Origin of the sequence: Pseudomonas sp. DWP3-1-2 (assembly GCF_049896285.1) — a bacterium.
Lineage (GTDB): Bacteria > Pseudomonadota > Gammaproteobacteria > Pseudomonadales > Pseudomonadaceae > Aquipseudomonas.
Map to the genome: position 1 here is coordinate 307,394 of NZ_JAFCTZ010000004.1, position 19,458 is coordinate 326,851.

The window sequence follows — 19,458 nt, forward strand, 5'->3', positions numbered from 1 at the left end:
CGGGTGTCTCGCCCTTTAAGTTTCAGGTTCAGCCCAGCCCGGTCCCGGCATTGGGAGCCATGCTGGTCGGGCTTTCAAACTCTTCACGCTGGGTCGGATTGACTGCAGTGGACGCCGGTTCCGCCGATTTAGCGTCGCTGGTCACGTCTTTGGTCATCTCCTTGACCTTTTCATAGCCCTCGGTTGCGACCTGTCTGGCCTTGTCGGTCAGTTGGTCGCTGGTCTGGCCCATCAGTTGGTCCTCCCGTCGGGTCGAAGGCAGTGCGGCACCCATCGCTGCGCCCAATGCAATACCGATGGCAGCAAGCGCCAGGGGTTGTTCACGTAGCAGGTAGTTGAACGTCGACTGAGCCTGCCTGGCCTGGCCCTGCAGTGTGTCACTGGCGTCGTGGGAGCTCCTGTTCAGGCGCTCTCCAGTGGATGACAGCTTGTCGCTGACACTGCTGGCCAGGTTGCCAGCTTTATCGGTCACGTCGCTGGCCTTGTCCTTCATGCGATGGACGGTCTCCTCAATCCGACTCCGGGCACCGCCCAATGTGTCTGTTACATTGCTGGCCATATCGCTGATGCGTTCGCCCAGATGGCCCAGGGTGGAAGTGCCTGAAGAGGGTGCGGCGCTGCGATTCTGTCCCATCATCAGCCACAACAGGCCAACGGAGGTCAGTACCGTGGGCACCGGATTGGCTTTGATGGTGCTACCCAAATTGCGGAAAAACTCGCCACCATTGCCTTTGGCATACGCCAGCGCCTGATCCACCAATTGGCCAGGGGAAAATTTGCTTTCCAGTGCTTCGACGATATTGCCGATGCTCGATCGCTGGGCGTCGATTTCCCGCTCCAGGGTTTCCGGACTTTTTTCAGTTTCAGCCTTAAATGACTCCGGGGTTTCAAAGCTGCTATCAATGCTCATGAGACTTTCCTCTGTATGGCTGCCTTGTCTTTCTGCAGTGAGTTAACCGTGCGATCAGGGGTCAGGTTTGAGGCTTCGAACTGTTTCTTGCCTGACTGAATCATGATGAAGCCCACGATCATGGCCACCACGCCGACGATCAACGCGGCCAGCCATGGCTGCATGATCATCGCTAGGGCATACACCGCCGCCAGCAAGACGATGATCAAGCCCGCCAGCATCACGATGGCACCACCGCTGACGGCGGCCACGCCCGCCTTGGTCGTCGCGAGCGTTTCCCTGAGTTCCGCTTTGGCCAAAGCCAGTTCCTTGGTGACCAGCGCAGGCACTTCGTGAGCCAGTTGGCGAATCAGGCCAAGCACCGAAGTCTCGTTCTCGGGTCCGGTCGGAGGGGTAGGGGGTGTCGTGGTCATTACACACCTCCTCTGGAAGGTACGGTTTTGGGCGCGTCATCCTGTGGGCGGTCGATATCGGACAAACTGCTGTCATGCTGGGAGTCCGGGTAAGTTGCCGAACTGCCCAATGGGTCAGTGGGGATGAATGCGCCCGTGGCATTCGGAGACGCTGAACGATCCGGAATGCCGGGCCTTGAGCCGTGAAAAACGTCATCGGTATGCGGCGGGGTGACGGGCAGCTCTTCATCAGCAGCGATGGCGGAACTGATTTCGGTCTTGTAACGGTCGCCCATCGGGCCACTGGGCTGCGAAGACGCCATCGTGGACGTTGACTCGGAACTGGAGGCCCTTAGAAAGCGGGAAATTCCAAAGCCCACCGCGACACTGCCCGTCAGAAACAGCACAGGGTTGTCACGCGCCAGTTTGCCCGCTTGCTGCAACAGCTCGTCCACACTTTTACCCCGCAGATTGTCGGCCAGCGCCGTCATGTTCTGCGCGATATCAGTGACATAGTGAGACAAGCCGAGTGTATCGCTGCCCTGCATCTGTTGCGCAGCGGACTCGGCACCTTGCGCCAGCGTCTTGATCTGCTCGGCGGCGGTGTCACGGTATTGCTCGAACTGCGCCGTCCCGTGTTCCTTTGCGCTCTCGAGGGCAGCCTTTGCGTCTTCCTGCAGATGCTGCAGATGTGCCTCGGGCGGCGCATTCTTGTGTTCGACGTTGCCAGTCGAGTTCTCAGAGGTTGTGTTCATGTGTTGTTCACCTTCCATTGCGCTTCACCAAAAGAAGACGTGCTCAGCTCACAACCGACAACGGGCTCAGCATCAATCTCAATGCTTACCTGAAGTGGAGGGGTGTTTTTTTTGCAGAGTTCTGAATCTCGGACAAATGGTAGGCAGCAACAGGCGTCAACGGGACCGACCGGCAGGAAGCCGCAGTAGCAGAGGAAGAGGCGCAAAAGGAAACGTCTGATAAACAGCGGGCATAAAAAACGGCGTCATAGAGGACGCCGTGCGGCCAATCTGCCCGCGTCGGGGAGGCAGATTTGCCTGGATTGGGGTGATGCTATGAATTCATTGTGGGTCTTGGTTCGGTGCAAGCTCTGCCTGAATGCGTTTGTAGATTTCTTCGCGGTGCACAGAAACATTTTTTGGAGCATTGATGCCTAGCCGGACCTGAAGACCCTGAACGCCAAGAATCGTCACGGTGATCTCGTCACCGATGTTTATGCTTTCGCCTACTTTGCGGGTGAGTATCAACATAATCTTTTCCTTGATGGCCTCTTGAAACGCCTCTACCAAGAGGCTGGCGTTTGCCTTTGCGTGGTGGATATTGCCGAGTACATCCAAATGCGCCCAACAGTATGACGGTGCCGAGGTGAATATAATTCCCCTGGCCCGTTCTTCTGTCACGAGTATTTGAATCACTGACGTGTCGAGTGCGCCAATTCTGCCTGTTTTTGCTCGCAAATGCCCGAGTTTACTGGGGGAAATAAAAAAGCTTTCATTTTCGGGCGCTGAACTATCGCTTGGCTCTCGGCTCTTTATTGCAATGCGCAGAGGTGAGCCATGAACCGATCCCTGGACGAGTATCAGCGTAGGCGTGACTTTGACGCTACGCCGGAGCCTTCTGGAAAAAGCAAAGGCAAAAGCGCTGGGTCACGTAGGAAGGTGTCTACCGACCACGCCCTCCAATTCTGCATCCAAAAGCACGACGCTACTCGCCTGCACTATGACTTTCGCCTGGAAATAAACGGGACACTCAAAAGCTGGGCTGTGCCCAAAGGCCCGAGCCTGGACCCGGCCGTGCGGCGCCTGGCGGTGCATGTGGAGGATCATCCACTGGATTATGCCTTGTTTGAAGGTCATATCCCGGCAGGCCATTACGGGGCGGGTGATGTGATTGTCTGGGATCGCGGCATCTGGATTCCCCTGGGTGATCCCCAGACGGCTTATGACAAGGGCCGGCTCAAGTTCCAGCTCGAAGGGGAAAAGCTCAGTGGCCAATGGAATCTGGTTCGCACTCATCTGGAGGGCAAGCAGGAGCAGTGGTTTCTGATCAAATCCAAAGACGCCTTCGCTCGCCCCAAAGCTGAGTTCGACGTTGTCGAAGCCCAGCCCGACAGCGTTTTGAGCCAACGTACGTTGATCACACGAGCGCCGGTCGCTGAAAAAACTCCGTCCAGATCCGGGAAACAGACTGTAAAACAAACCGCGAAGGCGAAATCCCCGAAGGCCATCCCGTTGAATGGCGCTCAGCTTGCCGATATGCCGGACTCCATCAAGCCGCAACTGGCAACGTTGGTGGACAGCGCTCCCGAAGGGGATTGGCGTTATGAGCTGAAGCTCGACGGCTACCGCATCATGGCGCGCATCGAAAATGGCCAGGTTCGCCTATTGACGCGCAACGGCCATGACTGGAGCAACAAAATGCCGCGGCAGGTCCAGGCGCTGGAAAGCCTCGGGCTGGAATCCGCCTGGCTCGACGGCGAAGTGGTGGTGGCCGACGACGAGGGCATGCCGGATTTTCAGGCGCTGCAAAACGCCTTCGAAAGCGGGCGTCACGAGAGCATCGTGTTCTACCTGTTTGACATGCCTTATCTCAATGGCATGGACTTGCGAAACGTAGTGCTGGAAGAACGCCGTGCTGCTCTTGCCGCCGTGCTGGAACGCGGCAACGATGACGCGCTGCGTTTTTCCGAGGACTTCAGCGAATCGGCGGATGCCCTGCTTAACAGCGTCTGCCAGATGAAGATGGAAGGTTTGATCGGCAAGCGCGTCGGCAGTCCTTACCAGTCCCGGCGCAGCACGGACTGGATCAAGCTCAAATGCAAACGCCGTCAAGAGTTCGTGGTGGTGGGCTTCAGCGAGCCCAAGGGCAGTCGCAGCGCTTTCGGTGCCTTGCTGCTGGGGCTGCATGATGCCGACAGCGGGGAACTGCGGTATGCGGGCAAAGTGGGCACTGGCTTCAACGAGACCACCTTGCGCAGCATTCACGCACGCCTCAAGCCACTTGAGATCAAAACCACACCCGTGGTCAACCCGCCCACCGGTCTTGAGGCCAAAGGTGTGCATTGGCTCAGCCCCGAGTTGTTGGCTGAAGTGGCGTTTGCCGAGATGACCCGGGAAGGCTCGGTGCGGCATGCGGTGTTTCAGGGGCTGCGTGACGACAAACCGGCCACGCAAATCAGCGAGGAACAGCCCCGGCCGGCCTCGGACGTGGCGAAGCCGAAGCCGGGCAGTGCCGAGAAGCCTGTGGTCAAACCCCGGAAATCGGCGTCGCCGTCACCCCGTACTACCGCTGGTGCAAGTGCGCCCGGCGACGGCAAGATTCGCATCACCCACCCTGAACGCATCATCGATGCCAGCAGCGGCGCGACCAAAATGCAGCTGGCGGAGTATTACGCACAGGTGTTCCCCTGGATCGCGCCGCACTTGCAGGACCGCCCCGTTGCACTGGTCCGGGCGCCGGAAGGCATCGCAGGCGAATTGTTCTTCCAGAAAAACGCCGACACGCTGGCGATTCCAGGGCTGATCAGCCTGGGGAAAGAGCACGGCGGTCAGCCGATCATGGTCATCGATAATCCTCAAGCCCTGATTGGCGCGGTACAGATGAGCACCATCGAGTTGCACACCTGGAATGCAACCCTGGCTGATCTGGAGCACCCTGATCGTTTCATTCTGGACCTGGACCCCGACCCGGTATTGCCCTGGAAACCTATGGTCGAAGCCACTCAATTGACCTTGACCATCCTGGATGAACTGGGCCTTCAGTCATTCCTGAAAACCAGCGGCGGCAAGGGGATTCACATTGTCGTGCCCCTCAAACCCAAGGCTGACTGGGATGAGGTCAAGGCCTTCAGCCAGGCCATCGTCAAGCACATGGCGACGTTACTGCCGGAGCGTTTCTCCGCGGTGTCCGGCCCGAAGAACCGGGTGGGCAAGATCTTCATTGATTACCTGCGCAACAGCCAGGGTGCCACCACGATTTGTGCGTTTTCGGCACGCACCCGCGAGGGTTTGCCGATTTCAGTGCCGGTACGGCGCGAAGAAGTTGCCCGACTCAAAAGCGCCAATGGGTGGAATATCCATAACGTTCTGGAACGGCTGGCTGATCAGGATGATCCGTGGGCGGGGTATGGGAAGGTCAGGCAGACGATTACGGCGGATATGCGCAGGCGGATCGGGATGAGGCGGTGAGGTTTTGTGTTGCCGGTGCGGCGTTTTGAGTGGGGTATGCGCCGAGGGGCCATCCATGGCCCGACGGCGCTCGCCGACATTCAGGCCGGTCGCACCACCCCACGACACCTTTGCTTTTCCTGACAGGCTCCGGCTCGTTGGAGCGAGGCTTGCCCGCGAATGCGTCGTTTCTGGTTGGAAGCTTCGGCGGATGTACCGGCCTCTTCGCGGGCAAGCCTCGCTCCAACAGGATCTCGATTCGGCATGAGTCCTGAGGGGGCGAGCTTTCTCGCAAAGGTGTCAGTGGGTCGAACTCAAACCACCATCGACAACAGCATGATGAAGATGATGCCCACCACAGACAGGATGGTTTCCATCACCGTCCAGGTCTTGAAGGTCTCCGCAACGGTCATGTTGAAGTACTGCTTCACTAACCAGAAACCCGCGTCGTTGACGTGCGACAGAATCAACGAACCCGCACCCGTCGCCAACACCAGCAGCTCGCGGTTTACCCCCGGAATCAGGCCGACCACTGGCGCGACGATACCCGCGCCGGTAATGGTCGCCACCGTTGCAGAACCGGTGGCCACGCGAATCACCGCCGCCACCAGCCATGCCAGCATGATCGGGTTGATCTGCGCCTGCACCGCCATGTGACCGATCAGGTCGCCCACGCCGCTGGCAACCAGCATCTGCTTGAAGCCGCCGCCAGCACCCACGATCAGCACGATGGCCGCGACCGGTAACAGGCTCTGGTCCAGCATTTTCATGATCTTGTTGCGATCAAAACCGCGAGCCGCGCCAAAGGTGTAGAACGCCAGCAGCAGGGCCGCGAGCAGGGCAGTGATCGGGTGACCGATGAAGTCCATCCAGATACGGAAGGTGCTGCCATCCGGCATGACCACATCCGCGAAGGTCTTGAGCAGCATCAGAAACACCGGCAACAGGATCGTGACCAGGGTGATACCGAAACCCGGCAGGTTATCGGCGCTGGATTCCTTGCCGATCTGCTCCATCAGTTCAGGGGAGGGCGTACCGGGTACATATTTGGAGATCCACTTGCCGTAGATCGGACCGGCAATGATCGCCGTCGGCAGGGCAATCAGCAGGCCATAGAAAATGGTCTTGCCGATGTCGGCACCGAAAATCCCGATAGCCAGCAACGGGCCCGGATGTGGAGGAACCAGGCCATGTACGGCGGACAGGCCAGCCAGCAACGGGATGCCGATCTTGACGATGGACACGCCCGTGCGACGCGCCACGATGTACACCAGCGGGATCAGCAGGACAAAGCCGATCTCGAAGAACAACGGGATGCCCACCAGGAACGCGGCAAACATCATCGCCCAGTGCACACGCTGCTTACCGAACACCCGAATCAGGGTTTGCGCAATCTGGTCGGCACCCCCGGAGTCAGCCATCAGTTTGCCGAGCATGGTGCCCAGGCCAAGGATGATGCCGACGAAGCCGAGGACACCGCCAAAGCCGTCCTGGAAGGACTTCATGACCTTGTCCACTGGCATGCCGGAAGTCAGACCGAGAAAGCCCGCGGCGATCGTCAGGGCGACGAACGGGTGAACCTTGAATTTCGTGATCAACAGAATCAGGCCGATGATGGTTACTAACGCATCGACCAACAGGTATGTGTCATGGCTCATGCCGAACATTGGATGCCTCTCCGGTTGTCTTTGTTTTATGGAGCTACTGTCTTGCGCTGTCTTGTGAAGGGTGTTCGTCCGTCAAGACAGCGCTGTCTTTTGCGCTCACGCCTTTATTTGGCTTGGGACGCCATCCACCAGATGGCGGCTTGCTTGCCAATGTCAGCGACAGACTGCGTCGCATCGACCACCAGTGTTTTATCTTCACCGTACGGCGGTTCAAGGGTGGCGAACTGGCTGTCGACCAGACTGGCGGGCATGAAATGGCCGGGCCGGTGGGAGCAGCGGTCTGTGGCGACTTCCCTGGTCAGCTCCAGAAATACAAAGCCCAGCCCTGGCACGGCTTCGCGCAGGCGTTCACGGTAAATCAGCTTGAGGGCGGAGCAGGTCAGGATGGGACGTTTGCCCTCGCTGAGGGCAGTGGCCATCGCTTCGCCAAGAAGGGTCAGCCATCCGGCGCGGTCTTCATCGTTGAGGGGATGTCCGGCGCTCATCTTCTCGATATTGGCCGGCGGGTGGAAAGCATCGCCTTCGATGAGTACGCCGCCGCTGTTGAGCGCAATTTCGGCACCGACAACACTTTTGCCGCAGCCGGAAACACCCATCACCACGAGGGCGGAAATAGCAGAATTCGCAGTTGTCACCATTGTCCACCTCTGCTGGAGACAGCGCTGTCTTTGTCATCTTGGACGAAAGAACAGGTAGGACTGTTTCCAGTTATTGTCATTGTTTTAGTTACGTCGGTTGTCATCGGAGCTTCTCGCGTCAGTAACATGACGTGCGAATAGCATTGTAGGGGCCGAAAGACAGCGCTACCTTAGAGCTCATTCGCCACATTTGGCAACCCTTTGCTTATTCCTCTGTTAGTTGGCAACGAATGACACGCATTGGTTCCCGTTCCACTGGTCGACCGACCCTTAACGAAGTCGCACGTCTTGCGGCTGTTTCCCCGATCACCGCGTCGAGAGCGTTGCGGGGAGTCGCCACGGTGACGCCCGACCTTGTCGAAAAAGTTCGCGCTGCCGCCCAGACCCTGGGTTACGTCGCCAACCCGGCCGCCCGGGCCCTGGCGTCGTCCCGGAGTCAGGCGGTGGTGGTGCTGGTCCCGTCGCTGTCCAACCAGTTGTTCATCGAAACTCTGGAGGCGATTCAAAACGTGATGCGCACCCGGGGCCTGGAAGTGGTGATCGGCAACTATCACTACTCCCCCGAGGAAGAAGAAAACCTGCTCAGAAACTATCTGGTCAATCGCCCCCGAGGCCTGTTGTTGACGGGTTTCGACCATACCCCGGCGGTGCGCCAGTTGTTGGCCGCCAGTGGCGTGCCCTGCGTGCACATGATGGAACTGGACACGGTGCGCGGGGCGTACTGTGTAGGTTTTTCCCAGGAGCAGGCGGGCGCCGAAGCGGCGCGGCATCTGTTGGGCCGTGGGCGTAAGCGTCTGGCTTACATCGCTGCGCAGCTTGACCCGCGTGTGTTACAGCGCGGTCAGGGCTTTCGCCGAGTGCTGCAAGAGGCGGGCGTTGACGATCCCGAGCTGCAAGTCATGTCGCCCCTGCCGTCGTCCATAGGGCTGGGCAGCGAACTGTTCATGCAACTGATGGAGCGGCACCCGGACGTGGACGGTGTGTTTTTCTGCAATGACGACCTTGCCCAAGGCGCAGCCCTTGAGGCGTTACGCCACGGTATTGCGATTCCTCAACGGGTGTCGTTGATCGGCTTCAACGACCTGCCAGGGTCGGCGCACATGGTGCCGCGCCTGACCTCGATCCGCACGCCGCGTGAGGAGGTCGGTCAGCGCGCTGCGCAGTTGTTGTTGGGGCTGATCGATGGCGTGACGCAGCAACCCCAGGTGGACCTGGGGTTTGAGTTGGTGGTGCGGGAGAGTTCTTGAGGCGATTTAAAATCCCCGTTGGAGCGGTCGGCGTTCCAGCGGGGTGTTACGGCGCTTTCTTGAACGCCAGCCGGAACTCATGCAGCAACGGCTCGGTGTAGCCACTGGGTTGTTCCAGCCCCTTGAACACCAACGCACACGCCGCCTGGAAGGCCACCGATTTCTTGAAGTCCGGTGCCATCGGCGTGTACTGCGAATCGCCGGCGTTTTGCTTGTCCACCACCTTGGCCATTTGCTCCAGAATGCCGCGGGTGTACCCCTCATTGATAATGTCGTGATGCAGCCAGTTGGCCATGTGCTGGCTGGAAATCCGCAGCGTCGCCCGGTCTTCCATGAGGCCGACGTTGTGGATGTCCGGCACCTTGGAGCAACCGACGCCTTGCTCGACCCAGCGCACCACATAGCCCAGCAAGCCTTGCGCGTTGTTTTCAACTTCCTCGCGAATCTGCTCGACGGTCCACGTCGGCTCGTCGGCTACCGGGATGGTCAGCAGATCATTGAGGATGTCTTCGCTGACGCTGTTCAGGCTGACCTGTTCAAGTGCTTCCTGAATCGCCCTGACATCGACCTTGTGATAGTGCAAGGCATGCAGGGTGGCGGCGGTGGGCGAGGGCACCCAGGCGGTGGTAGCGCCTGATTTGGGGTGGGCAATTTTCTGCTCCAGCATGTCCGCCATGCGATCAGGCATGGCCCACATCCCCTTGCCGATCTGCGCGCGACCACGCAAACCGCACGCCAGGCCCACCAGCACGTTGCTGCGCTCGTAGGCCTTGATCCATGGGGTGTTTTTCATGTCGCCCTTGCGCAGCATGGGTCCTGCCTGCATGGCGCTGTGGATCTCGTCGCCGGTCCGGTCCAGAAAGCCTGTGTTGATGAAAGCCACCCGAGCTGACGCGGCGTTGATGCATGCCTTGAGGTTGACGCTGGTGCGCCGCTCTTCGTCCATGATGCCCATTTTCAAGGTGTTGCGCGGCAGCTTGAGAAGGTCTTCGATGCGGCTGAACAGTTGCTCGGCGAACGCCACTTCCATCGGACCATGCATCTTCGGCTTGACGATATACACGCTACCGGTTCGCGAGTTGCCGCGTCGTTGCAGATCGTGGACCGCGATGAGGCTGGTGATCACGCCGTCCAGAATGCCTTCGGGAATCTCGTTGCCTTCGCCGTCGATAATGGCCGGGCTGGTCATCAAGTGGCCGACGTTGCGGATGAACAGCAGCGAGCGGCCATGCAGCGTCATCTCGCCGCCACTGGCGCGGGTGTATTGGCGGTCGGCATTGAGGCGACGGGTGATGGTTTTGCCGCCCTTGACCAGATCTTCCGTCAGGTCGCCTTTCATCAGGCCCAGCCAGTTGCGATAAACGGAGACTTTATCGTCGGCATCCACCGCGGCCACGGAGTCTTCGCAGTCGATGATCGTCGAGACAGCCGCTTCCAGCAGCAGGTCTTTCACGCCCGCCGGATCGGTGCTGCCAATAGCGCTTTGCGGATCGATCTGGATCTCGATGTGCAGGCCGTGATTTTTCAGCAGAACCGCTTCGGGTTGGCCCGGTTCGCCCCGGTAACCGATGTATTTTTCCGGCTGTTTCAAGGACGTCACGCTGCCGTCGGCCAGGGTGACGCTCAGCGCCCCGGACGCGATGCTGTAGCCCGTCGCGTCGGCGTGGGAGCCTTTGAGCAGCGGAGCGGCTTCGTCCAGCAGTGCGCGGGCGGCAGCGATCACTTTGGCACCGCGCAACGGGTTGTAGCCCGCACTGACATGAGCGCCTTCATCGCTGGGAATCGCATCGGTGCCGTACAGCGCGTCGTACAACGAGCCCCAGCGGGCGTTGGCGGCGTTCAGTGCGTACCGGGCATTGACGGCCGGGACGACAAGCTGCGGGCCCGCCTGCTCACTGATTTCGGTGTCAACATGGGCGGTGGTGACGGCGACCTGTTCCGGAACGGGCAACAGGTAGCCGATGGATTCAAGGAAGGCGCGGTAGGCCGGCATGTCCTTGATCGGTCCGGGATGAGCCTTGTGCCACGTGTCCAATTCAGTCTGCAAGCGGTCGCGCTCGGCCAGCAGGGTGCGGTTGAGCGGGGCAAGCTCATGAACCAGTGCATCGAACCCGGCCCAGAAGGCGTCTTGATCCAGGCCCGTGCCCGGCAGTACGTCATCGTTGACGAAGCGTTGCAGATTGAAGGCAACCTTCAGGCGTTGGCATTGAACGAAATCGGTCATCTCGGGTTCTCCGGTTGTTGGGGCAAGCTGCGCTTGACCATCTGTTTGGAATGCGATTCGTAGGAGCGTGGCTTGCCCGCGAAAGCTTTATTTCAGGCGATAAACAGGTCGACTGGAATACCGATTCGCGGGCAAGCCTCGCTCCTACGGAGCCGAGGCAGAATCAGCCAATCGCCGCCACACCCGCCTTGGCCACCTGTGCATCCTGATCGGCCTTGACCCCGGACACCCCCACCGCGCCAATCACCTGGCCGTCAACGATCACCGGCACGCCGCCTTCCAGCGACGTCAGGAGCGGCGCTGACAGGAAGGCAGTGCGGCCACCGTTGACCATTTCCTCGTAACCCTTGGATTCGCGACGGCCCAGCGCCGAGGTGCGGGCTTTTTCGATGGCAATGTAGCCGCCGATCGGTGCGCAACCGTCCAGACGTTCGAAGCCCAGCAGGTGGCCGCCATCGTCCACCACGGCAATGGAAACCGCCCAACTGTTGTCGTTGGCTTCGGCACGTGCGGCTGCGAGGATCTGGGTGACTTCAGTCTGGGTCAGGACAGCTTTGGTTTTCATCGGTGTCTCCAAAAAGTGGGTTGGACGATTGATGTTTAGTGCAAGGCTTCTTCGATCAGTTCGATCCAGTGCCGCACCGGCGTGCGGCCTGCCGCTGCCAGGTGGGTCTGGCAGCCAATGTTGGCGGTGGCGATGACCTCGGGCCGGCCGCTTTCAAGGGCGTTCAATTTGTTGTCGCGCAAGCGCTGGGAAAGCTCCGGCTGAGTGATGGAATACGTACCCGCCGAACCACAACACAGGTGCGCATCCGGCACGGCGGTGAGGTTAAAGCCGAGCCGCGCCAGTACGCTTTCCACGGCACCGCCGAGTTTCTGCGCGTGCTGCAAGGTGCAGGGGCAGTGGAACGCCAGGCGCAGATCACTGGCAACGCCAAGGTTCTCCAAAGGCTCGTCGCGCAGCACTTCCACCAGATCCTTGGTCAGCGCACTGATACGCTGCGCTTTGCTGGCGTAGGCCGGATCGTCGCTGAGCAGATGCCCGTAATCCTTGACGAAAGCGCCACAGCCGCTGGCGGTCTGAACGATGGCCTCGGCACCGGCTTCGACACTGGGCCACCAGGCGTCGATATTGCGCCGCGCCCGGTTCAGGCCCGCCTCTTGAGCGTTCAGGTGGTAATCCACCGCACCACAGCAACCGGCCTGAGCGATGGGCGTGACACTGATGCCGAGCCGATCCAGAACCCGCGCCGTCGCGGCGTTGGTGTTGGGCGACAGGCCAGGCTGCACGCAGCCTTCGAGCATCAACACCTTGCGCGCATGGCGAACGGCGGGTCGCGCTTTGGCGGGGGTGATCTGCGCGGGCAGCTTGATTTTCAGGCTGCCGGGCAGCAGCGGGCGAAAGGTTGCACCCAGTTGCGTCAGGGATTTGAACAAGGCTGCGTTGGGCACCACGGCGCGCAGGCTTTCGCGCAGCAAACGCTGGCCCAACGGACGCGGCACGGCGGCATCGACCACGGCACGGCCAATGTCCAGCAGGTTGTGATAATCCACGCCGGACGGGCAGGTGGTCTCGCAGTTGCGACAGGACAGGCAGCGGTCCAGATGCAATTGGGTTTTTTCCGTGACTTCGTTGCCTTCCAGCACTTGCTTGATGAGGTAGATACGCCCGCGTGGACCGTCCAGTTCATCGCCGAGCAATTGATAGGTCGGGCAGGTGGCGTTGCAAAAGCCGCAGTGCACACAACTGCGCAGAATGCTTTCGGCTTCCTCGGCGCGGGGCAACTGTCGGGCTTTGTCGCTCAGGGTGGTCTGCATGGTTCAGATCTCCGGGTACATCCGGCCCGGATTGAAGATTCCGTGCGGATCAAGTTGCGCCTTCAACTGGCGGTGATAGCGCAGCAGTAGCGCAGGCAGCGGATGAAAAGGGCTGTCCTCCAGACCATGGCTGTAGCATGTCGCGTGGCCACCTGCGGTGTCGGCAATGGTGCGGATCGTTGCCCCGTCAGCGTCGGATTTCAGCCAGCGCTGAGCGCCCGCCCAATCGATCAATTGCTCGCCCGGTACATTCAGTACGCCGGTGTTGTTGGGCAGCGACAAGCGCCACAATGGCAAGCCATCAGTAAAAAACGCCAGGCGCTGCTCGTTCAAGTCTTGCCAGTACGCCGGGTCCAATCGTTCGCCACCCAAGCGTTCGTGGGCTGCCGCCACTGAGCCTTCGCCACCTTCAAGACGCAGGCGCAACAAGCGTCCGTCATGGCTGGCGGCACTGATGGGAATCGGTTGCTGTCCCCATTCGGCCAGACGACGCAGGGCCTGTTCGCTGTTCATTTCCAGTGCAATGCTGCTGCACAGACGCGGCTTGGGCAGCACTTTGAGGGACACTTCGGTGAGCACGCCAAGGCATCCGTAACTTCCGGCCATCAAGCGCGACAGGTCGTAGCCCGCGACGTTTTTCATCACTTCGCCGCCGAAACGCAGGTGTTTGCCGAGCCCGGTAATCACTCGAGTGCCCAGCACAAAATCGCGTACCGAACCGGACCATGGCCGGCGCGGGCCGGACAAGCCAGCGGCCACCATACCGCCCACCGTGGCCTCGCCAAAACCGGCGGGCTCGCAGGGCAGCATTTGCCCGGCCGCGTCCAGCGCAGCGGCCAGTTCGCTTAATGGTGTACCGGCGCGAGCGGTGATGACCAGTTCGGTGGGGTCGTAGCTGACGATGCCGCGATGGGTGCGCAGGTCCAGAATCTCGCCTGCCACTTCGCGACCCAGAAACGCCTTGCTGCCGCCCCCTTGAATGCGCAGGGGCAGGCCGTTTTGCAGCGCCTGATTGACCTGGTCCAGCAGTTGCTCGCTGGCGTCCTGGTCATGAACGTTAATGTCGGCCGCCATCAAAAACGCTCCAGTTCAGGGAAGGGCAGTTTGCCCATGTGCACATGCATGGCACCGAATTCGGCGCAGCGATGCAGGGTCGGAATGTTCTTGCCGGGATTGAGCATGCCGCCTGGATCGAACGCCGCTTTCACCGCATGAAACAGGGTCAGCTCATCGCTGTTGAACTGGGCGCACATCTGATTGATTTTCTCGCGGCCTACGCCGTGCTCGCCGGTGATGCTGCCGCCGACCTTTACGCACAGTTCAAGGATCTTGCCGCCCAACGCCTCGGCGCGATCCAGCTCGCCGGGTTGGTTGGCATCGAACAGGATCAGTGGGTGCATATTGCCGTCGCCGGCATGAAATACGTTGGCGACCCGCAGCCCGTACTCTTCGGACAGCGCCGTAATACCGCGCAATACCCCTGGCAGTTCCCGGCGCGGAATGGTGCCGTCCATGCAGTAGTAATCCGGCGAAAGGCGGCCGACTGCCGGGAACGCATTCTTGCGTCCTGCCCAGAATCGCACCCGTTCCGCTTCGTCCTTCGCCTGGCGTACTTCGGTGGCGCCTGCGTTAGTCAGCACTTCCCGAACCCGGGCGCAGTCGTCATGCACGTCGGCTTCGACGCCATCGAGTTCGCACAACAGAATCGCTTCGGCGTCCACCGGGTAACCGGCATGGATGAAGTCTTCCGCAGCGCGAATCGCCAGGTTGTCCATCATCTCCAGCCCGCCAGGAATAATGCCCGCCGCGATGATATCGCCCACGGCGCGACCGGCTTTTTCCACCGAATCGAACGCCGCGAGCAAGACCCGGGCAACCTGCGGCTTGGGCAGCAGCTTGACGGTGACTTCGGTGATGATGCCCAGCATGCCCTCGGACCCGGTAAACAGCGCCAGCAGGTCGAAGCCCGGTGAATCCAGAGCGTCCGACCCCAGCGTCATGGGTTCGCCTTCAACGGTAAGGATGTCCACCTTGAGCAGGTTGTGTACGGTCAGGCCGTATTTCAGGCAATGCACGCCGCCTGCGTTTTCCGCGACGTTGCCGCCGATGGAGCAGGCGATCTGGGAGGACGGGTCGGGCGCGTAATACAGATCGAACGGAGCCGCCGCCTGGGAAATCGCCAGATTGCGCACGCCGGGTTGCACGCGCGCCACGCGGGCTGCGGGGTCGATGTCGAGGATCTGGTTAAACCGCGCCATGACCAGCAGCACGCCTTTCTCCAACGGCAAGGCACCCCCGGAAAGCCCGGTCCCTGCGCCACGGGCCACCACCGGTACATGCCGTTGATGGCAGATCTTCAGCAGCGTCTGCACTTCTTCCAGATGGCGGGGCAGGGCAACCAGCATGGGAGCGGTGCGGTAGGCCGACAGCCCGTCGCACTCGTAAGGGCGCAGTTCTTCGGGACGGTGCAGGATGTCCAGTTCCGGCAATTGGCGCTGCAGGTCTTGCAGCAACCCTTGCTTGTCGATGGCAGGCAATACGCCGTCAACACGTTCGTCGTAGAGGATATTCATGGTGGGTTGATAACCCTGCGTTGTTTTTATAGGGGACTGTTCTGTTGAAGTCAGGCATTGAACGGCTGACTTGCATCATTGGCCGTCCGGGCTTTACTGTCTACGACTGGAAACAGTGGTCGAACCAGTTTTTTGGAACTAAAAACCAGTTAATAAAGATTAAATTAAATTAAAACAGTGGCTTGTGATTGTTAATAGGGCCTGTTTGTTTGCTCTTGTTGACTGGTCATACCAGTGAGTACCGTAATGAATGACACGGCAAAACCCAGGGCACCCCAAGTCGCGGATGTGGTGTGCGAGCGTATCGAACGCTTAATCGTTGATGGCGTGCTCAAGGTCGGGCAATTGCTGCCTTCCGAGCGGCGGCTCACGGAAAAACTCGGGGTGTCGCGCACGGCCTTGCGCGAGGGCCTGAAGCTGCTGCGTGCCCGAGGCATCATCGAGACCGAACAGGGCAAGGGATCATTCGTTGCCCAGATGAACAGCCATCAGCCCACGTCACCGCTGATGCACCTGTTCGGTTCTCAGCCGCGCACGTTGTATGACCTGTTCGAGGTGCGCAGCCTGTTGGAAGGCGAGTCGGCGCGACTGGCCGCCTTGCGCGGCACCGAAGCCGATTTCGTGCTGATCACCCGCAGCTACGATGCGCTGGTCGCCGCTCACGGCAGTGAGCTGGATGCTTCGGGGCATGCCCGTCTGGACCACGCGTTCCATCTGGCGATCTGCGAGGCGTCCCACAATCCGGTGTTGGTGCAGACCCTGCGTTCGCTGACGGACCTGTTGCTCAGCACCGTGTTCGCTTCGGTCAACAACCTCTATCACCGCGAGCCACAGAAGCGCCAGATCGATCGCCAGCATGCCCGTTTGTACAACGCCGTCACCGGTCGTCTGCCGGAACAGGCACGCAAGGCAGCCGTCGCCCATATTCAAAGCATCTGCGAAAACCTGCGGGAGATTGAAAACGAAGAACAGCGTCTGGTGCGGGCCACGTTGCGGCTTGAAGGGTGGGTGTGAAACTCCGTCTAACGAGATCCCTTTCTATTGACACTGCCCCGGCAATCGCGCAGCTTACGCATTACGTAAATCGATTACGAAAATAACAATGGTGTGATTTGCCGTGGACCTCTTCACTTACTACCGCTCCACGTCCAGTTATCGGGTGCGCATCGCGCTGGCTTTGAAAGGGCTGGACGTCACGGCGATACCGGTCAACCTGCTGCGCGACGGCGGCGAACACCTCAAGTCCGACTTCAAAGCCATCAACCCGCAATGCCGAGTGCCTGCGTTACGCCTGGACAATGGCTGGGTGCTGACGCAGTCCCCGGCGATCATCGAGTACCTGGAAGAGCGCTATCCCCAGCCCCCGTTGCTGGCGGCGGACCTTGAAACCCGCGCCACCCAGCGAGCGGTCGCGGCGTTGATCGCCTGTGATATCCACCCGTTGCACAATGTCTCGGTGCTCAATCGTTTGCGCGGTCTGGGTCACGACGACAACGACATCGGCGACTGGATCGGCCACTGGATCAACCAGGGATTTGCCGCCGTCGAAGAGTTGATTGATTCCAAGGGCTTCTGTTTTGGTCAGTCCCCAAGCCTGGCCGATGTCTACCTGTTGCCTCAGGTCTATGCCGCCCGGCGTTTCAACGTCGACCTCAGCCCCTATCCACGCATTGTTCGGGTCGAAAAGCTGGCCTTGGCACATCAGGCGTTCCAGCAAGCGCATCCCGATGCGCAACCCGACAAGCCGGAGTAGTCTTGGCCTTATGAAAATTCTTGGCTTGCAGCTGATATTCGGTGATTTCCTCGCTCGCAGCGTGCGTGGAATCCCCTGCGCGCCACCCGCTGGAAAGTGATCTGACAGCAAGCATCCCACTTTCCTGCAAGGAGCCAGACCATGGCTGATTCATACGAAAACCCGATGGGCCTGATGGGCTTTGAATTCATCGAGTTCGCCTCGCCGACGCCCAATACCCTTGAGCCCGTGTTCCAGATCATGGGTTTCACCAAGGTCGCCACTCACCGCTCCAAGGACGTCACGCTGTATCGCCAGGGCGGTATCAACATCATCCTGAATAACGAACCGAACAGCGTTGCTTCCTACTTCGCGGCCGAGCATGGGCCGTCGGTGTGTGGCATGGCTTTTCGCGTCAAGGATTCCCACAAGGCCTACCAGCGGGCGCTGGAGTTGGGCGCGCAGCCGGTGGACATTGCCACCGGGCCCATGGAACTGCGTTTGCCGGCGATCAAGGGCATCGGGGGCGCGCCGTTGTACCTGATCGACCGTTTCGGTGAAGGCACGTCGATCTATGACATCGATTTCAATTTCATCGAAGGCGTGGACCGCCATCCGGTGGGGGCGGGCCTGAAATTCATTGATCACCTGACCCACAACGTCTATCGCGGGCGCATGGCGTACTGGGCGAACTTCTACGAGAAGCTGTTCAACTTCCGTGAGCTTCGCTACTTCGATATCAAGGGTGAATACACCGGGCTGACGTCCAAGGCCATGACCGCACCGGACGGCATGATCCGCATTCCCTTGAATGAGGAGTCATCCAAGGGCGCGGGGCAGATCGAAGAGTTCCTGATGCAGTTCAACGGCGAAGGCATCCAGCATGTGGCGTTCTTCACCGATGACCTGATCAAAACCTGGGACGCCCTGAAAGCCCTAGGCATGCGCTTCATGACCGCGCCGCCGGAAACGTATTACGAAATGCTCCAGGGCCGCTTGCCTGACCACGGCGAGCCGGAATCTGAACTCAAGTCCCGAGGCATCCTGCTCGATGGCACTTCCGAGGGCGGCGAGCGACGTCTGCTGTTGCAGATTTTCTCGGAAACCCTGATGGGCCCGGTGTTCTTCGAATTCATCCAGCGCAAGGGCGATGACGGGTTCGGCGAAGGCAACTTCAAAGCGTTGTTCGAATCCATCGAGCGTGATCAGATCAAGCGTGGCGTGTTGACGGCGGATTCAACTCACTGAGGGTTCTCAAGCGCCGAACAATCCTGCATCCGCGCCCATCCTCGCGCTGATCACCTGCGCAGTCGCCCGCAAGCGCTGCGCCGCATCAGCTTGCACGGTGTCGGTAAACACCGACGCCGAGCCCACCATGGTGATCACCCCGGCCAGTTTGTTGCCGACGGTGAACACCGGTGAGGACACGGCATTGACCCCGGCCATCAACAACCCGTGAATTTGATGCACGCCCGTGCTGCGAATGTCCCGGACATGCTGTTCGATTTCCTGGCGTTGCATGGCAGTGAGGCCCACCGATTCCTGATCGTGCAGCTCGGCGGTTTCCCGGGCGTTGAGAAACGTGTGGAACACCAGACCGGTGGATGAGCCCAGCAAGGGCAGGACCGAGCCGATGTGGGTCACCAGCGTCACCGCGCCGCTGGAAGGCTCGACATACACCACCGTGGGCCCCTTGTTGCCCCATACCGCCAGAAAGCAGGTTTCGTTGAGCTCGTCGCGCAGGGTCGCCAGATGCGGCGCAGTGATTTTCAGCACATCCAGATGACCCACCGCCGCCAGGCCGACATACAACGCCTCGCGACCCAGGCCGTAATGATGGGTGACGGAATCCTGTTCGGCAAAGCCGCTGGCAATCAATGCCTGTAGATAGCGGTGCACTTTGCTGGCGGGCATTCCCACGTGCTCGGCCAGCCGGGTGAGCGACGTGGCGGGCGCCAATTCAGCCAGCGCCTTGAGAATACCCACGCCGACTTCGGCGGCTTGAACCTTTTGCTGGCGCCCGCCTGGAGGCGTTTCTATTTCAACGGTCATTACAAAGTGTGCGCCGGTCTGGGA

General features: G+C 60.0%; 17 protein-coding genes. 5 read left to right on the forward strand and 12 right to left on the reverse strand.

Annotated features, from left to right (window positions below; translation table 11 throughout):
* Nucleotides 1-28: 28 nt before the first annotated feature.
* The 4 genes from ACP7B0_RS13290 to csrA all read right to left on the reverse strand — a co-directional run bounded on the left by ACP7B0_RS13290 (nucleotide 29) and on the right by csrA (nucleotide 2,567).
* Nucleotides 29-910 carry a DUF3618 domain-containing protein gene (locus ACP7B0_RS13290; protein ID WP_426141857.1) on the reverse strand — a complete coding sequence of 294 codons (882 nt, stop codon included), beginning with the start codon at nucleotides 908-910 and terminating at the stop codon, nucleotides 29-31.
* Entirely contained in the window at nucleotides 907-1,323 is a 417-nt protein-coding gene (locus tag ACP7B0_RS13295; protein WP_426141858.1) for a phage holin family protein, read from the reverse strand. The genes ACP7B0_RS13290 and ACP7B0_RS13295 overlap by 4 nt, the downstream gene beginning before the upstream one ends.
* Entirely contained in the window at nucleotides 1,323-2,057 is a 735-nt protein-coding gene (locus ACP7B0_RS13300) for a hypothetical protein (RefSeq protein ID WP_426141859.1), read from the reverse strand. The genes ACP7B0_RS13295 and ACP7B0_RS13300 overlap by 1 nt, the downstream gene beginning before the upstream one ends.
* 321 nt (nucleotides 2,058-2,378) lie before the next feature.
* Nucleotides 2,379-2,567 carry a carbon storage regulator CsrA gene (gene csrA, locus ACP7B0_RS13305; RefSeq protein WP_002554157.1) on the reverse strand — a complete coding sequence of 63 codons (189 nt, stop codon included), beginning with the start codon at nucleotides 2,565-2,567 and terminating at the stop codon, nucleotides 2,379-2,381.
* Between the two features lie 306 nt (nucleotides 2,568-2,873).
* Between csrA and ligD the strand changes: the two genes are divergently transcribed.
* Nucleotides 2,874-5,504, forward strand: coding sequence for a DNA ligase D (gene ligD, locus ACP7B0_RS13310; protein ID WP_426141860.1), 2,631 nt, complete (start codon nucleotides 2,874-2,876; stop codon nucleotides 5,502-5,504).
* A 293-nt stretch (nucleotides 5,505-5,797) separates the two neighbouring features.
* Here ligD and ACP7B0_RS13315 read toward each other — a convergent pair whose 3' ends face one another.
* Both ACP7B0_RS13315 and ACP7B0_RS13320 read right to left on the reverse strand, forming a co-directional pair.
* Nucleotides 5,798-7,150, reverse strand: coding sequence for a GntP family permease (locus tag ACP7B0_RS13315; RefSeq protein ID WP_426141861.1), 1,353 nt, complete (start codon nucleotides 7,148-7,150; stop codon nucleotides 5,798-5,800).
* Nucleotides 7,151-7,254: 104 nt separating this feature from the next.
* Nucleotides 7,255-7,746 (reverse strand): gluconokinase, encoded by a 492-nt coding sequence (locus ACP7B0_RS13320; RefSeq protein ID WP_426141891.1) that lies wholly within the window; start codon nucleotides 7,744-7,746, stop codon nucleotides 7,255-7,257.
* A 272-nt stretch (nucleotides 7,747-8,018) separates the two neighbouring features.
* Here ACP7B0_RS13320 and ACP7B0_RS13325 point away from each other — a divergent pair, with 272 nt between their 5' ends.
* The gene (locus ACP7B0_RS13325) at nucleotides 8,019-9,035 is read left to right on the forward strand and encodes a LacI family DNA-binding transcriptional regulator (protein ID WP_426141862.1); all 1,017 of its coding nucleotides are present in this window, start codon (nucleotides 8,019-8,021) and stop codon (nucleotides 9,033-9,035) included.
* Between the two features lie 46 nt (nucleotides 9,036-9,081).
* On the opposite strand, the gene ACP7B0_RS13330 is transcribed toward ACP7B0_RS13325, so the two are convergent.
* From ACP7B0_RS13330 to glcD, 5 genes are all read right to left on the reverse strand, one after another.
* Entirely contained in the window at nucleotides 9,082-11,259 is a 2,178-nt protein-coding gene (locus ACP7B0_RS13330) for a malate synthase G (protein WP_426141863.1), read from the reverse strand.
* Between the two features lie 163 nt (nucleotides 11,260-11,422).
* The gene (locus ACP7B0_RS13335; protein ID WP_426141864.1) at nucleotides 11,423-11,824 is read right to left on the reverse strand and encodes a heme-binding protein; all 402 of its coding nucleotides are present in this window, start codon (nucleotides 11,822-11,824) and stop codon (nucleotides 11,423-11,425) included.
* Nucleotides 11,825-11,859: 35 nt separating this feature from the next.
* The gene (glcF, locus tag ACP7B0_RS13340; RefSeq protein WP_426141865.1) at nucleotides 11,860-13,077 is read right to left on the reverse strand and encodes a glycolate oxidase subunit GlcF; all 1,218 of its coding nucleotides are present in this window, start codon (nucleotides 13,075-13,077) and stop codon (nucleotides 11,860-11,862) included.
* Between the two features lie 3 nt (nucleotides 13,078-13,080).
* On the reverse strand, nucleotides 13,081-14,151 hold the full coding sequence (gene glcE / locus ACP7B0_RS13345; RefSeq protein WP_426141866.1) for a glycolate oxidase subunit GlcE: 1,071 nt from the start codon (nucleotides 14,149-14,151) through the stop codon (nucleotides 13,081-13,083).
* The gene (glcD, locus tag ACP7B0_RS13350; protein ID WP_426141867.1) at nucleotides 14,151-15,650 is read right to left on the reverse strand and encodes a glycolate oxidase subunit GlcD; all 1,500 of its coding nucleotides are present in this window, start codon (nucleotides 15,648-15,650) and stop codon (nucleotides 14,151-14,153) included. The genes glcE and glcD overlap by 1 nt, the downstream gene beginning before the upstream one ends.
* Before the next feature lie 246 nt (nucleotides 15,651-15,896).
* Between glcD and glcC the strand changes: the two genes are divergently transcribed.
* The 3 genes from glcC (at nucleotide 15,897) to hppD (ending at nucleotide 18,630) form a co-directional block, all read left to right on the forward strand.
* Nucleotides 15,897-16,664, forward strand: a complete 768-nt coding sequence (gene glcC, locus ACP7B0_RS13355) for a transcriptional regulator GlcC (protein ID WP_426141868.1) — start codon at nucleotides 15,897-15,899, stop codon at nucleotides 16,662-16,664.
* 103 nt (nucleotides 16,665-16,767) lie between these two features.
* Nucleotides 16,768-17,403, forward strand: a complete 636-nt coding sequence (gene maiA / locus ACP7B0_RS13360; RefSeq protein WP_426141869.1) for a maleylacetoacetate isomerase — start codon at nucleotides 16,768-16,770, stop codon at nucleotides 17,401-17,403.
* Between the two features lie 141 nt (nucleotides 17,404-17,544).
* The gene (gene hppD / locus ACP7B0_RS13365) at nucleotides 17,545-18,630 is read left to right on the forward strand and encodes a 4-hydroxyphenylpyruvate dioxygenase (protein WP_426141870.1); all 1,086 of its coding nucleotides are present in this window, start codon (nucleotides 17,545-17,547) and stop codon (nucleotides 18,628-18,630) included.
* Between the two features lie 6 nt (nucleotides 18,631-18,636).
* Here the strand turns inward: hppD and ACP7B0_RS13370 are convergent, their stop codons facing one another.
* Nucleotides 18,637-19,434: an IclR family transcriptional regulator gene (locus tag ACP7B0_RS13370; RefSeq protein ID WP_426141871.1), complete on the reverse strand. Its 798-nt coding sequence runs from the start codon at nucleotides 19,432-19,434 to the stop codon at nucleotides 18,637-18,639.
* Between the last annotated feature and the right edge of the window lie 24 nt (nucleotides 19,435-19,458).